This is a genomic window from Candidatus Saccharibacteria bacterium, assembly GCA_016191105.1.
Lineage (GTDB): Bacteria > Patescibacteriota > Saccharimonadia > CAILAD01 > BJGX01 > JACPPH01.
The window spans coordinates 1-13,935 of the sequence record JACPPH010000006.1; the positions used below are offsets into that span (position 1 = coordinate 1).

16 protein-coding genes and 4 tRNA genes are annotated in these 13,935 nt (G+C 48.0%); 15 read left to right on the plus strand and 5 right to left on the minus strand.

From position 1 onward, the window contains the following. Nucleotides 1-393 precede the first annotated feature (393 nt). Nucleotides 394-1,272, plus strand: a complete 879-nt coding sequence (locus tag HYX70_03120; GenBank protein MBI2798265.1) for a peptidylprolyl isomerase — start codon at nt 394-396, stop codon at nt 1,270-1,272. A gap of 898 nt (nt 1,273-2,170) precedes the next feature. Here the strand turns inward: HYX70_03120 and HYX70_03125 are convergent. After that, nucleotides 2,171-2,800: a hypothetical protein gene (locus HYX70_03125; GenBank protein MBI2798266.1), complete on the minus strand. Its 630-nt coding sequence runs from the start codon at nt 2,798-2,800 to the stop codon at nt 2,171-2,173. Between the two features lie 142 nt (nt 2,801-2,942). On the opposite strand from HYX70_03125, the gene HYX70_03130 reads away from it, so the two are divergent. Continuing rightward, a tRNA-Asp gene (locus HYX70_03130) sits at nt 2,943-3,018 on the plus strand. A 317-nt stretch (nt 3,019-3,335) separates the two neighbouring features. On the opposite strand, the gene HYX70_03135 is transcribed toward HYX70_03130, so the two are convergent. Then, nucleotides 3,336-3,620 (minus strand): hypothetical protein, encoded by a 285-nt coding sequence (locus HYX70_03135; GenBank protein MBI2798267.1) that lies wholly within the window; start codon nt 3,618-3,620, stop codon nt 3,336-3,338. A gap of 274 nt (nt 3,621-3,894) precedes the next feature. Here HYX70_03135 and HYX70_03140 point away from each other — a divergent pair, with 274 nt between their 5' ends. The 11 genes from HYX70_03140 to HYX70_03190 all read left to right on the plus strand — a co-directional run bounded on the left by HYX70_03140 (nt 3,895) and on the right by HYX70_03190 (nt 10,084). Then, nucleotides 3,895-4,119 carry a hypothetical protein gene (locus HYX70_03140; protein ID MBI2798268.1) on the plus strand — a complete coding sequence of 75 codons (225 nt, stop codon included), beginning with the start codon at nt 3,895-3,897 and terminating at the stop codon, nt 4,117-4,119. 60 nt (nt 4,120-4,179) lie between these two features. Next, nucleotides 4,180-4,253 (plus strand) — tRNA-Gly (locus tag HYX70_03145). A 126-nt stretch (nt 4,254-4,379) separates the two neighbouring features. After that, a tRNA-Thr gene (locus HYX70_03150) sits at nt 4,380-4,456 on the plus strand. A gap of 227 nt (nt 4,457-4,683) precedes the next feature. Next, nucleotides 4,684-5,070, plus strand: coding sequence for a hypothetical protein (locus tag HYX70_03155; GenBank protein ID MBI2798269.1), 387 nt, complete (start codon nt 4,684-4,686; stop codon nt 5,068-5,070). Then, nucleotides 5,057-6,751, plus strand: a complete 1,695-nt coding sequence (locus tag HYX70_03160) for a glycosyltransferase family 2 protein (GenBank protein MBI2798270.1) — start codon at nt 5,057-5,059, stop codon at nt 6,749-6,751. The genes HYX70_03155 and HYX70_03160 overlap by 14 nt, the downstream gene beginning before the upstream one ends. After that, nucleotides 6,748-7,803 carry an undecaprenyl/decaprenyl-phosphate alpha-N-acetylglucosaminyl 1-phosphate transferase gene (locus tag HYX70_03165; GenBank protein MBI2798271.1) on the plus strand — a complete coding sequence of 352 codons (1,056 nt, stop codon included), beginning with the start codon at nt 6,748-6,750 and terminating at the stop codon, nt 7,801-7,803. Before HYX70_03160 ends, HYX70_03165 begins: the two co-directional genes overlap by 4 nt. A 2-nt stretch (nt 7,804-7,805) precedes the next feature. Next, nucleotides 7,806-8,078, plus strand: a complete 273-nt coding sequence (locus HYX70_03170; GenBank protein MBI2798272.1) for a hypothetical protein — start codon at nt 7,806-7,808, stop codon at nt 8,076-8,078. Further along, on the plus strand, nt 8,033-8,278 hold the full coding sequence (locus HYX70_03175; GenBank protein MBI2798273.1) for a hypothetical protein: 246 nt from the start codon (nt 8,033-8,035) through the stop codon (nt 8,276-8,278). The genes HYX70_03170 and HYX70_03175 overlap by 46 nt, the downstream gene beginning before the upstream one ends. A 49-nt stretch (nt 8,279-8,327) precedes the next feature. Continuing rightward, on the plus strand, nt 8,328-8,723 hold the full coding sequence (locus HYX70_03180) for a hypothetical protein (GenBank protein ID MBI2798274.1): 396 nt from the start codon (nt 8,328-8,330) through the stop codon (nt 8,721-8,723). 9 nt (nt 8,724-8,732) lie between these two features. Then, a complete protein-coding gene (locus HYX70_03185) occupies nt 8,733-9,470 on the plus strand; it encodes a 50S ribosomal protein L25 (GenBank protein ID MBI2798275.1) in 738 nt (245 codons plus the stop codon). Between the two features lie 77 nt (nt 9,471-9,547). Further along, nucleotides 9,548-10,084, plus strand: coding sequence for a GNAT family N-acetyltransferase (locus HYX70_03190; GenBank protein ID MBI2798276.1), 537 nt, complete (start codon nt 9,548-9,550; stop codon nt 10,082-10,084). Between the two features lie 4 nt (nt 10,085-10,088). Here HYX70_03190 and HYX70_03195 read toward each other — a convergent pair whose 3' ends face one another. Next, nucleotides 10,089-10,508 carry a hypothetical protein gene (locus HYX70_03195; GenBank protein ID MBI2798277.1) on the minus strand — a complete coding sequence of 140 codons (420 nt, stop codon included), beginning with the start codon at nt 10,506-10,508 and terminating at the stop codon, nt 10,089-10,091. Between the two features lie 423 nt (nt 10,509-10,931). Between HYX70_03195 and HYX70_03200 the strand changes: the two genes are divergently transcribed. Beyond that, a complete protein-coding gene (locus tag HYX70_03200; GenBank protein ID MBI2798278.1) occupies nt 10,932-12,197 on the plus strand; it encodes a hypothetical protein in 1,266 nt (421 codons plus the stop codon). Nucleotides 12,198-12,211: 14 nt separating this feature from the next. Here the strand turns inward: HYX70_03200 and HYX70_03205 are convergent. Further along, a tRNA-Val gene (locus HYX70_03205) sits at nt 12,212-12,288 on the minus strand. 45 nt (nt 12,289-12,333) lie between these two features. Here HYX70_03205 and HYX70_03210 point away from each other — a divergent pair. Then, nucleotides 12,334-13,110: a laccase domain-containing protein gene (locus HYX70_03210; protein ID MBI2798279.1), complete on the plus strand. Its 777-nt coding sequence runs from the start codon at nt 12,334-12,336 to the stop codon at nt 13,108-13,110. Between the two features lie 399 nt (nt 13,111-13,509). Here HYX70_03210 and HYX70_03215 read toward each other — a convergent pair whose 3' ends face one another. Next, on the minus strand, nt 13,510-13,935 hold the full coding sequence (locus tag HYX70_03215) for a glycine-rich domain-containing protein-like (GenBank protein ID MBI2798280.1): 426 nt from the start codon (nt 13,933-13,935) through the stop codon (nt 13,510-13,512).

Consider the following 13,935-nt stretch of genomic DNA (forward strand, 5'->3'; position numbering starts at 1 on the left):
GAGTTGATGTACCACCAGCTCAACACACTCCTGGTTATCCTGAGGTAAATTTAGTAATGTATACATGGAACAAGTCCTTTCGTTAAGTTGTTAGTTTGCAACCTAATTGTAAGGCTTGTTCCGTTTTAGTTTAAAGAACCCGGCAACCAGATGGTCGACAAACCGGGGTCAGATAAGCTACAATGATAATTATAATAATTCAGTATGGAGTGAACCAAGGAAATGCCCAAGGATCCCGATATAAAAGGTAAAAACACTAAATCTACAAACAAAAAAGTCCAAAGCACAAAAGTTAGTAAGACCAGCAAGGCTAGCGGTAAAGCCAACCTAAACTTTCAACAAAAACTGCAAAAGTTTGGTATAAAACATGGCCGCAACAAAAAAACCATTACCATGGTTATTGTGGGTGTGGTACTGGCAATTATTTTGCTGCTTACGACCTTTGGAATTTTAATTTACAAGTACAAGTCGAGTGCCCGTGCAGTTAAGATTATTAGTAAGGTTATTCCATACCCCGTAGCTAGTGTGAACGGCAACATCCTTTGGAACACGGCTACTTATAACCAGTATCTGTTCGAATTAGCCTCGATTCAAAAATTCTATCAGTCACAGGGCCAGAACTTAAATGATCCTGCCAGCAAAGAAAAGCTCAAACAGCTCGAAAACGAGATTATTGGCCAACTCGAAGACAATTTGATTATCCAGCAAGCTGCTGCTAAGTATAAGGTTTCGGTTAGCAGCAAAGAGTTGACCGATCAGTTCAATCAGTTGGTTCAAAACGCCGGCGGCATCGATAAGGTTAAGCAAACCTTAAATAGTCTGTATGGCTGGTCGATCGACGACTTTAAGGCCAAGATCAAAGATAGCTTGCTGCAAAAGAAACTAGCCGATAAAATTCTGAACGACCCTAGCTTGAACGCTCCAGCTCAGGCTCAAGCTCAAGATATACTCAAACAGGCTCAAGGTGGTGCCGACTTTGCCGAACTGGCCAAAAAATACAGCCAAGATGGTAGCGCCGCCAATGGTGGTGACTTAGGCTTCTTTGGCAAAGGTCAGATGGACCCAGAATTTGAAAAAGCCGCCTTTTCTCTAGAAAAAGACCAAGTGAGTGGGGTGGTGAAAACCCAATACGGCTACCACATTATCAAAGTTACCGACAAGAATGGTGATCAAGTGCGAGCCAGCAATATCTTGATTAAGGGGGTTGATCTTAACTCCTGGTTGCAGGATCAGCGCAACAAGGCTAACATACGCCAGTACTTTCAGCCGTAGCGAGTAGTGCTTTCTCCGGCATTCGAAAATCAGAAAACAAAGTTGGCTGAACGCTTCTGTTCGAGCACGAGTGCCGTCTCTGCCGCAGAACAGAAAGTGAAGACAGCTTTGTGATTATAGATTTGAGCCTGTGACGGAAGCTTTGGCAACTTTCCGCTACAAAGAAGTGCCGGCTGCTGTTGCTGTGCGGTCTGCCTAGCTTCGGCAGATTCTCGCAATACGAGCCCATTTTGGTATTGTGCTTGCCGATCTTGCAACGGCTGGTTGTAATAGTTTTAGTTAAAACCAAAAGCCCCTCGGTAAAGTAAGAGGGGCTTTTGTTGATAATTCGGGGGTGCCACTTGGTCTGTCTCGGATATCTCCAAGGCATCTTTGGTGGCGCCACCCGGGCTTTTAAGACTCGGGCGGGTACTGCTGGGGCTACTGTGAGATCAAGAGACCCTCGGGCTTGTCGTCGTCGGGGGCGGTGAAACCCTGTGGGCTTTCACCAGATCTCTGGGTCGCCAACGTCGTTCACTCTGCTTGTCGCGAAAACTCCCGACGATGTACCTGAGTGGCCTTGGCCTGTTGGCGAAGAGCTCTCTGAGCATGGAATTCCCTTCTTCTCCTGCGATCTCGCAGGCTCGTTCGGATTGTCAGCGGAAGACCGATGGCGACTAATACAGCCAACGCTGCCATACACAAGACATAACCGTCCCGCAGATGGTCAATATCCAACTTGGTCTCCTCGAAATTCAAGACTACGTTATCTGGCCCAGCGCCAGAGTAGCGAGATTAACTATACAGCATTTAGCGCTTTGCTGTCAATATTAATTGTTATGCTAATTTTGCCCTATAAACGAGAAACGCCCCCGAAGGGGCGCTCTCGTTAGGTAAACGAAAACGATTCGGGGACGGCTTACGTTTTTGGTAGTACCCAGGGGATCCTGAGTGCACCTAGGACTATTCCGGGCACATGGTAGACAATGGGCGCAATGAACATTGCAACACCGCTGATTCCCATGGTGCACAGAGGGACGGCTTCGTCGAAGAACAGCGGCCGGAAGGTTATGGCGCGCTGCTTGTCTGCGGCTGTAAGTAGCGGCAGAACTTCTTCGTTGCAGTGCCTTACTGAGTCGATGAAGGCTACGCTCGGCTTCTTGCCAGGACGGTGGAGGGCTGTGGCCACCAGATCGTCTAGGTTGCCAACGTGTAAGCGACCACTAAGGCTTACTGCTCGAACGTCTGCTTCGGGGTACTTCCTGCGCAACTGCGCGAAAACACCCATTGCCAGGCTCCCGCCGGCACTAGCACCGATCAGCACTAGTTGCCCGTGCCGAAGCAGCATGCCTTCTGCCCGGTTGGTGGCTTCATCTAGCAATTCTTGGAACGACCGGCCGGAATGCCAATCTACCGAGAAATACGCAAGGACAATGCCCCAAAGCCTGTAGTACCAGGTGAGTACCCGCTCGGGTACGCCTGTGTGAGTCCGCTCTAAACCGTTGAAGTAAAGAGCGTATCGGATTGAACTTTCTGCTCTTTGCCTCATGGCTCTCCTTTAGTGTCGAGGATCGATGACGACTAGAATACCAGCTAAACGAACAAAAATCAAGCATAACGAGAAACGCCAGAGTTAAGGCCAAGGCGGGAATTGATCGATTTAGGGTTTTCTGTTAAAATTATCAGGTTCAGGGCCCGTGGTGTAGTGGTTAACATGCCTCCCTGTCACGGAGGAGATCGCCGGTTCGATCCCGGTCGGGCCCGCCATGAATAGTGAGTCACCACCAAAGTGGCTCATTTTTCATAGTTTGGCTTGATTGGTTGAGAAGCCGCAGGTTTGGTGGAGCAAGGCGCACGGAACAAATAGCAAGCTTGTTGGTGCATTTGTCGAGCACTTTGCGGAGAAGGCGTTAGCCGCCTCCCGGTCGGGCCCGCCAGGAATTGTTCGAAGACCCCAGGCAGGGTCTTTTTTAGTCCTATAAAAGTATGGGCCCCGGAGGGGCCCACACACGCGTTTGCGGATGTAGACGTCACGGGGACAGTTTTGAGCGGTGATGCGACCCTTTGAGGGCCAACTTCTTGGGCTACTGCAGAAGCAAAGCCTCCGCCAACGGCTTTGGCAGGGCCTTTACAACCACGCCTTGCTCAAGTGTGGTGAGCATGCCCTCATGGCCGTCGCAACGGAGCTTGGGCTTGCCGCCCTGTCGAGGGGCATCTGGCACCAGCACCAGGGAGGTGGCTGGTTCGGTGCAAACCCAGCTATCGTCGGTGCTGACCCAGTAGCGCGAGAAGTTGCAGCGCGCCTTCAGGTCTTTGATCTGGACTTCCTCTTCTCCCCGAGGAATGGTGTGTTTTACTCCACCCATCATGCGCTCCTTTCAAGAGCAATCGGCCTTCGGTCGAAGGATCTGGGAAATTATACTATATTTATGGCTTACTAGCTAGCATAAGCTTGTTGACATTGTTTGACAGGCTTGGTATACTAATGGGCGTCTTTTTTGTGAGGGTGGAGTACCTAGCAAAAGACAACGGAAGGGCACTCTTAGGCAACTTAAGGGTGGTTTTTCTTTTTGTCTCTTTGGCAAAAACAAACCACAAAAACAAACAGGAGGACATGAACAATTAATGTACTCAAACGCACGTATGCTAACACATTATCAGGTTACAAGACCAAGAAAAATTAAAGTTAGGGTTGTTAAACCACACGCCCATGTGCGGTTTTTAAACACGCCCAATGTAGTTGATACTCGCCAACCAGCCAAACGGGGCTTTGGCCGAGCCTTCTTTTTGAGTTTGAACGAAAAAGAAGCCAGTGAGCACGATGCTTGGCACAAACTCGAAAAACGCTTGCGCAAACGAATTAGTTAATTCTACATCTGTAAATATGCTAAAATATAAAACGCCGATTGCTGGCGTTTTATAGCTTAAGCGGGTATGGTTTAGTGGTAGAACGCGACCTTCCCAAGGTTGAAGCGCGAGTTCGATTCTCGCTACCCGCTCCACGTTGTTTTTAGGTTCCAGCCTTTGTACCCAAGCACCAGTTTGTTGCTTCGACTTTCATCTAAAAACTCTATCGTCGATCAAAAACAGTAGCGTTTTTGATCGCATAGCAAAGCAACAGTACATGTGCCGATGTAGCTCAGCTGGCCAGAGCACCGCTTTCGTAAAGCGGGGGTCGTGGGTTCGACTCCCACCATCGGCTCCACGTCGTTTTTAGATTTCGGCTTTCGCACCCAAACAAAGTTTGTTTACTTCAGCCTATGTCTAAAAATTCCTCTCGATCAAAAACAGTAGCGTTTTTGATCGTAAAAATCCTAGTTTTTCCCTCTCGATTTGGCAAATAGAATTCCGCTCTCTTACCAAATCGTTTAGAGAACTACATCAAAAAAAGTATCGTTTTTGATCGCATAAGAATATAATTAGAACAACAAAATGAAAGCAATTACACGGTTAAAAGTTGAACTTGGTGGCAACAAGGTTTTTAAAGACGGCTGGTTACTAGCCATATTAGTCTTAAATGCTGTTTTTTTGGTTTTCTTGGTTGGCTGGTCGCTAACCCACATTCGTAGCACTGAGATCCAAGTACCCATACGCTTTAGCAGTCTTACTAATTTTGACCTGTTAGGTGACTGGTATCAGCTGTACGAGATAACTGCTATCGGTGTGTTAATATTTGCAATCAATACCTTCTTTGCCTTTCTAATTCATAAACGTAACCGACTGATGAGCATATTCTTGAGCTTGGTTAGCCTAATGGCGTTGGTCTTGGCTTGCGCAATATTAATTGGTTTTACAGCAGTTAACTATGGCTCAAGCTAAGACCAGTCAAAAACCTGCTGAGCTACACAGAGTCACTGACAGCCGTTGGTTTTATAGGCTGTGGGAGATTATCCCGGGCTTTGTGAGCTGGGCTGTAATTTTGAGTCCTATCTACCTGAGCCTGATTGCACCAGTCGGGTTGGCCTATCTTATAATTGCCTTCGATATTATGTGGTTACTCAAATCGGTGCGTATGAGCTGGGCACTAATTCGTGGCTATAATCGATTGCAGTACATAACTGCTCAAGACTGGGAGGCTAACTTGCGGCAGCTCAAAGATGTTTCGGCGGCACTCCAAAAGACCGAGGCTGAGTATGCCGAGCTGGCACCAAAAAGCAACCAGCGAGTCAATCAAGTTCATTTAAACAAGAAAAAACGCTGGCTTAGAGGTGAGGTTGAGCGGCTGCGTTTGCTCGAGTCCCACGAGGCTACAATTTTAAATCCCGACGATCTTTACCAAGTAATTATATTGGCCGCCTACAACGAACCACCCGAGATAATTGAGCCATCGGTAAATGCAATTTTAAATTCAGACTACGATATGTCACGGGTGATTTTTGTAATGGCCTATGAGCAGCGCGGTGGCGAGGCTATGGCCAAGACTGCTCGCGAGCTACAAAAAAAATATCACAAACAATTTGCTGACTACTTGGCAGTCTGCCATCCCAGCGATATTGCGGGTGAGCTCAAAGGTGGGGGCAAGGGTCCCAATATTACCTATGCTGGCCGAGCCGTTAAGGACTACATTGAAAAGAAAGCTATTGATCCGGAGAAAGTACTAGTAACTACGGTCGATGCTGATAACCGTTTGCACAAACGGTATCTGAGCCGGCTCAGCTATGCTTATTGCATAAATCCCAATCGTTTGCACACATCGTTCCAGCCAATTGCCCTGTTTTTAAACAACATCTGGGATGTACCAGCGCCAATTCGAGTCGTAGCCTGGGGCAACTCCATCTGGCCGATGATTGAAAGCATTCGAGCGCCACGCCTACGTAACTTTGCTACCCACGCCCAGAGCTTACAAACCCTAATCGATACTGACTTCTGGAGTGTTACCAGTCCAGTTGAGGACGGCCACCAGTTTTGGCGAACTTACTTTACCTACGATGGCGATCATGTAGCCGAACCGCTATTTGTGCCGGTCTATCAAGATGCTGTTTTGGCTGCCAGGTACCACCGGACTTTCTTGGCTCAATACAAACAGCTGCGCCGCTGGGCCTATGGTGTTAGCGACGTACCTTATATGGTAAAAAACAGTATTCAAAACAAGCAGATCCCTTGGGGTAATAAGCTGGTTCAGTTTGGTCGCTTGTTTGAGGGCCATTTTAGTTGGGCCACGGTGCCAGTATTACTTACGTTTGCGGCCTGGGCGCCACTGTTTTTGAACCCTAGTTTTAATCAGCAGGTACTAGCACACCAGCTACCAGTTGTGGCTTCACGACTACTGACTTTTGCTACGGCCGGTATATTTATAACCATTTGGATAAGTTTCTTACTATTGCCAACCAAACCAGCGCGCTATCACCACATTAAGTTTGTTAGTATGCTGCTGCAGTGGATACTGATGCCAGTAATCGGCATAGCCTTTGGCTCGTTTGCAGCCATCGATGCCCAGACCCGTCTTATGCTGGGTCGCTACCTAGGCTTTACTGTTACTGAGAAGGCGGTTAAGAAATGACAGTCTTTTTTGTTGGCTTTGTGTCCAGTCTAATTTTGACGGCGCTGCTGGTACCATACGTTAAAAAGCTTGCTTTCAAGATTGGCGCGGTTGATAAACCGAGCCGCGAAAAGCGTAAAATTCATACTCGAACTATTGCCCGAGGTGGGGGCATATCCATCTATATAGCCTTTGTGGTTTTGAGTCTGGTGCTGCTAAAAGGGGTAAACTGGCAGTTTCTGGGTCTCTTGATAGCCTCCACCATGGTACTTTTGATTGGCTTGGCCGACGACATTTGGCGGCTTAGCCCTTGGCTTAAACTGGCAGTCCAAACTCTGGCCGCCCTGGTGGCTACGGTTATGTTTGGCATTGGCATCGATGCTATTACCAACCCCTTTGGCAACACCTTTGTACTCAATAACTTTGTGGTTCATGTTACGGTGTTGGCGCACACCTTCACCATCAACTATGTTGCCAGTTTGCTGGCTATGGTTTGGCTGATTGCCATGACCAACACCATGAACTTTTTGGACGGCTTAGATGGCCTGTCGGGTGGGGTGGCGGCGATCGCGGCCTTTGTGATTTTTTTGGTCTCGATTAGTGCCAAGGTTAACCAACCCAATACCGGCTTGATGGCGCTGATTTTGGCCGGCGGCTGTCTGGGCTATTTGTTCTATAATTTTTACCCAGCCAAGATATTCAATGGCGACTCAGGCGCTTACTTTTTGGGCATGACGCTAGGAATACTGTCGATTATTTCGGGCGCTAAGTTGGCTACAGCCGCCCTGGTGCTGGGCCTGCCAATTCTCGATGCCCTGTGGGCCGTAACTCGACGCTTAATTCATGGCCAATCACCGTTTAGGGCTGACCGTGGGCATTTGCACTATTTACTCCTTGATGTCGGCTTAAGCCAGCGCCAGGCGGTGTTTATTATTTACAGCATCTGTGTGGTATTTGGCGGGGTGGCGGTGTTCGCCGGCACCACCGAGAAGCTTTTGGCCATTTTGGCGCTGGTAATAATCTTGGTTATTTTGCTGGTCACTTTGGCCTCCATTAAGGCCCGGCAAAAGTAGCTATGAAAAAAGAGATCACTGAGTTTTTAGACCCCAATATTAAGTATCGTTGGCTGGATCACCCGGCAGTGTTTACCGTCGCCGAATCAATGCGGCATATCAAAGACAAAACCCCAGTTAAGAATCTACTTTTAAAAGAGAAAGGTAGCGATAGGAAGCTCTTAGTTATTATGTCTGGCGAGCAAAGGCTGGATATGAAAGCGCTAGCCGCCGAGATTGATACTAAAAATTGTACTTTGCAGACGAGCCCACCTTATCGGAGACGCTTGGTGTAACACCAGGCGCTGTATCGGTTTTTGGTTTGCTTCATGACGGTTCTGACAAAGTAGAAGTTATTATCGATAAGAGTTTACTAGCCGAAGACGAGCTTGGGGTTCACCCAAATGAAAACACCGCTACTATTTTTATGTCTGCTTCGGCGCTAGAAAAAATCATCAAAAAAACCGGCCACAAATATACTCTAGTTGAGCTGTGATTTATTCATGAGTTAAAACACATTGACCAGAAGTAGTATAGGTGTTACAATGGTGCGTGAAGAGGGCGTTTCATTGAACAGCAAAAACCTACAAGAACTCATTAAAAATCTCCGCATATTTTACAAATGTCCATCTTGTGGCGCGGCCTACCGCGGCGGCGATATTATTTTCTTGGGTAGGGTTGAAGAGCACTGCTTTATGCAGCTGACCTGTCACGACTGCAGCTTGCCAATATTGGCTACCATTCTAACCAATCTACAGGTCAACGCGGCTCAAACTAACACAGTTAGCAAGCCTAAGCAGCGGACCGATCTCAAACCCCGCGAAAAGCGCCTCTTGCTCGACCGCGACCACATAAGCTCAAGTGAAATCGCCGAGTTTTACAGCTACCTCAATCAGAGTAGCGGTGACTATCAGGCCCTCATACATAAACCAGCTAAGTAGGAAAATTTAATGAATCAACAGCAGATTACACTGCAAGCCAGCAGCCGTGAGGTTTTTGGCAAAAAAACCAAGAAGCTTCGTTTGGAAGGCAAAATTCCGGCGATTGTTTATGGCAACAGCCAAGACAACCAAGCTGTGGAACTCGATCACTATGCCTTCGAGCGAGTGTTTGCTAGTGCTGGTCAGAACACCATTATTGCTCTCAAACTCGACGATGCTCAGCCGTTGAATATTCTAATTCAAGATGTTGAGCGCGACCCGCTAACTGGCAACCTAACCCATGCCGATCTTTATCGTGTGAACATGACTCAAGAGATCAAAGCCAATGTGCCGTTGCACTTTGTGGGCGAGGCTCCAGCCGTGTATCAGCAAGAAGGCGTGCTATTAACCAACCTCGAAGAAATTGAAATCGAGACCCTGCCAGGTAAGCTGCCGGCTAATATCGAGGTCGATATATCTGGTCTAGATGACTTCGAAAAGGCCATTCACGTGAGTGATCTTAACATTCCCGAAGGCGTCGAAGTTCTGGTAGACGGTGAGGAACTAGTTGCCAAGGTTGATCCACCTCGCAGCGAAGAAGAGCTCGAGGCTCTCGATGAAGATATTGTCGAAGAGTTGCCGGAAGAAGAAGGCGCTGAAGGCGAAGCTGCCGAGGGCGAAGAGGGCGGTGAAGCTACTGCCGAAGGCGGTGGCGAGGCTAAGGCCGAAGCCAAAACAGATGAGGGCGGTAAAAAAGAAGACAAGTAAATTAGTTAGCTTAATAGCTAGATAAAAAGACCCTTCGCTATTCAGCGAAAATGGGTCTTTTTTGTTATAGTGTTGTAATGGAATCAAAACCTATGCCTCCAGAAGATGAGCCTCGGATTGAAATAAAGCTATGCACCGAAAACGATTTGGCCCTGCTTAATAAAGCTATTCCTGCTCCCGGGTATCATGAGAACCGATTTGAACAACAGAAGTTAGGTAAAAGCAGCTATCTTATTGCGTGGCAAAATGGGGTACCAATGGGCCACTTGAACCTTAAATGGGAAGGTAGCGATCAACCAAGTGTGGAGCAATATTTAACAGACACCCCTGAATTAAACGCAATTGGTGTATGGCCACCGGAAAAACGCTCACTCGGTATTGGCCGTCAACTAATAGCACAAGCTGAAGCTATCGCAAAGGAAAGAGGATTTAAACAGGTAGCACTTGCAGTTGCTTTGGATAATCCGCGCGCCAAGACATTGTATGACAAGCTTGGTTACCACGACTGGGGGCATGGTGAATACATCGATAGTTGGGTAGAAAAGGATAGTGATGGTAAGGAAATTCACCATAACGACCCTTGCCATTATCTGGTTAAGAATCTAGAAAAATAATTAGCTAAACCATGTCTGGCAGGCTATCGGCGTGGTTGGCTACATAGCGCATGTAGGCGCGGGCGCTAACTGGCTTAATGCACTCCGAGGCTACTACTGCTACCTGTTTGCTGGGCATTTCAGATTGCCCCAAGCTAATAAGTTTGATCTCAATCGTGTCTATCAGAGCGTCTAGATCAGTGCTGTAGTCTTGTTTGCCCTCAAAAGCTTCAAGTATACTCCTGGTGAGTATAAAACGCTTGTACGGCCTCTCTGAACCCCTGGAAGGCATAATTGTTATGGTGGAGAGCTCAGGCTTCTCATAACTACTAAATACCTGTTCGCAATCACCGCATTTATGCCTACGCCAGGTTTGGGTGCCTCCGCGGGTGCGGCGACTATTTACTATGCTGGTAGAGCCAAAGCCACAGTAAATACACTTCATATCAATATATTGTCATACTACTAATAAAAAAGCCAGTGTATAACTCTAAAAAACAGTGGATTAACTTTTGGTGGGTAATTAATAGCGATTTGTAACCATTAGGCCGTTGCAAGATCAGCAAATGAGGCCATTAAACAACGCTCTTGTTGCGAGAATTCGCTGGCTAGCGAACCGCACAGCAACAGGAAGTTGCGACTGGCTAAGTACTGCTAGATCGCAGCACAGGCCAAACGGTTTTGCTATCTTTTACCAAGACAAAAGATAGTCACCCGAAAGGGTGAAACTTTTTAGGCTTTGGCTACAAAGAAGTCCCGCGCGGACAGCGCAACAAATTTAGCCTAGATCCCGGATAAAGTTCGGGATGATGCCGACTCTGTTCGTGTGGTGTTTGCTTTTTATGGTTATGTTTGTTAATTTAATACTATGTGGCCCGAAAAGATTCTTACTCAAAACAGAGATCCTTATAAGGTCTTGTATATCGACATGAACTCGTTCTTTGCATCTGTTGAGCAGTTTTACGACCCCAGACTTCGGGGTAGGCCAGTGGGGGTCTGTGCGGGGCTAAGTAGTGGGGCTACGGTGCTGGCGGCATCGATCGAGGCCAAGCGGTTTGGGGTTAAAACGGGTACCAAAGTAGCTGAGGCGCAGGCCAAATGTCCCGAAATCGTGCTTATGAACGGCCACCACGGCGCCTATAAACACATTCACAACCAAATTATGGCCATTTTGCACGATACTCGCTGCTATGTTGGCGCCAAAAGCATTGATGAGGCCTTTATGATTCTGCCATCTTATATGCGTACTAAGAGTGCGGCTTTTGGCTTAGCTAAAGCAATAAAAGCCCAACTTTTAGAATGCTATAACGAGCACATTTTATGCTCTATAGGGCTGTCGGCCAACATTTGGCTTAGTAAAATGGGCTCTAACGCTCAAAAACCCAATGGTTTTACGCCAATTGGGCTTACAGAGCTCGAAAAGTTCTACAAAAACCTCAATTTAACAGATCTAACCGGCGTAGGTTGGCGTATGGCTCGCCAGTTTTACTCGAGAGGCATCGACACACCATTGCATCTTTATCGAGCTTCACACCGAACACTCCAAAAACTCTATGGGGTGGTGGGCTCCAAGTGGTATTTACGCATGCGCGGCTACGAAGTGGATTTTGACATACCAAAACCACAGAAATCACTGAGCCACCAGGTTACAACCACGCCCAATCCACCAAGTACTGTGGCAGAGGTTACAACGTTTTGTATAAAAATAGCCACAACTCTTGGTTACAGACTTCGCAATAAGCAGCTAAAGGCTCGGGGAATACTGTTACATTTATACTTTACCAACCATTTGGGCGATGGATTTACTCTTAAGAACCTACCAGCTTTTAATAGCGATCACGACATAGCCCATTATATTTATGTGTTGTTAAAAAAACTTAAGGTGATTTGCCCTGTAAGAAAGATAACTATCACGCTTTTTGATTTGACCGAGCGCTACCAAATAGAACTGCCGCTTAACCCGGAGAGTAGCCGATTTAGCAGGCTCTCATACGCCTTTGATATTATAAATAACCGCTTTGGCAAGGGTAGTGTGCAGATAGCCAGGGCAATGTTGGCCGATTCGGTTGATCTAAGCCGGGTAGGGTTCGCGGGTGATCAAATTAGAGAGTCGTATGAGCCGAATGTGTACTAAAAACACTCATTAGATGGTGGGTCCTACAGGACTCGAACCTGTGACCTCTTCCACGTCAAGGAAACGCTCTAGCCAACTGAGCTAAGGACCCTAAAACACGAGTGTTGGAGGTAATTGTAGCTTATAAGCCAGGCATTTGCAATCTGTAAAAGCCACGCAAGAGGAGTATAATGAGGTTATGATCCAATCTAAGCTTTTAAGCCAGTTTCCAGAGCTTGTGCAGGCGGTTACCGACAAATCGGATGGCAACTTTGCTTTCCGGTTCGAAGACAAGCAGAAGGTGATAGAAAACCGCCAGAGGTTATTTCGTAAGCTAGATCTAGACCCAGAAAAAACAGTCGCTATCAAGTGTCAGCAATCAGACGACTATGAGATAGCTACAAGCGAGGATGCAGGCAGCTTCTATGATCCCCAATCAGGACTTGAGCTAGATGCCCTGATAACCACCGATAAGAACCTGACTCTAACCTTAACGATTGCTGATTGCCGGCCAATAATACTGTACGACCCTGAGCACAAGGTGGTTGCTATGGTTCATGTGGGCAGAAATGGAGCCGAAAAGAAGCTTTTACAGAAGGTAGCACAAGCTTTAGTAGACAAATATACAACAGATGTTAATAAACTAGTTATGTTTATGGGTCCGGGCATTTCTGCCAACTCATATGTGTTCGAAAATGTTGATACGCTCGACACCAAGGTATGGGGTAGTTACATCAGTAAGAGGGCCGATGGCTATCACTTGAACCCTAAAAACTTTGTGTTGTCTCAAGCACTACAAATTGGGTTAAGAGATGAGAATATTGAGGTTTCGGATATCGATACATATTCGGACCTAAACTATTACTCTAACTATCGATCTTATCACCAGGGTGACTCTGAAGGTCGAATTATAGCTGTTGTGTGCCTAAAATAACCCTGTAAATAAAAAGAACCGCGGGGTTCCGCCCTCCCGGTTTGGGAGAGGGCGGAACCAGCGGCGCTGGTGGGGGCGTGACCCGCCAGCTTTAACCCCACCAACGAAGACGGGAGGTTTTCGTTGGCCGGGGAGGTGGAAGGCCGCGGGGCGTAGCGACGAATGCGACGGAATCGCAGCCTTCCGAGAGAACCGGCGGTGCCGACTGACTGGCACAAAGCCTGTCGGTGAGCGTTGCCACTCACAGTCAGCCGACACCGTTGCGGCGCTGGGTCCTCCATACTTCCCCGAAGGGTTCTCTGGTTAGTCCAGCAAGAACGCTTCGTTGGTGTCGCCTGGGGCCCGTGGGGACTCTCAGCGTCACTTCAGAAGCGCGACATGGCGCCGACGAGCGGAAGCTCAGGAGCGCGGAAGCATGCGGCCCCAGCCGTTGTCGCAGGTCATCATGTCGGGTCCGTAGCTCTCCTGGAACTCGCGCTCCCAGATGGCCGAGGTCTCGTTCCACTGGCGGCGCCACTCCTCGACCTCGCCATCGGCGCGACCGAACCCGCCATCATGGTCCATGATCTGGCCGGCGATCTGGGTGCAGTCGTCGAAGTAGGCGACAGGACACAGCATGTGGACGTGCCACATCTCGTCGATCTCGCGAGTGGGGACGAGGTTGACGTCACGGTGGTCGCGTGCCAACGCCAGGAACTGGCGGTAGCGACGCTCGATGACCTTCAGGCTCTCCTCGTCCATGTCGGCAAGCGGACCGGTGGAACGCTTGGCCTTCTCGACGAGGTCCACGCTGAGCTCGGGCAGCTCGATTGTGTGGGTACTCAA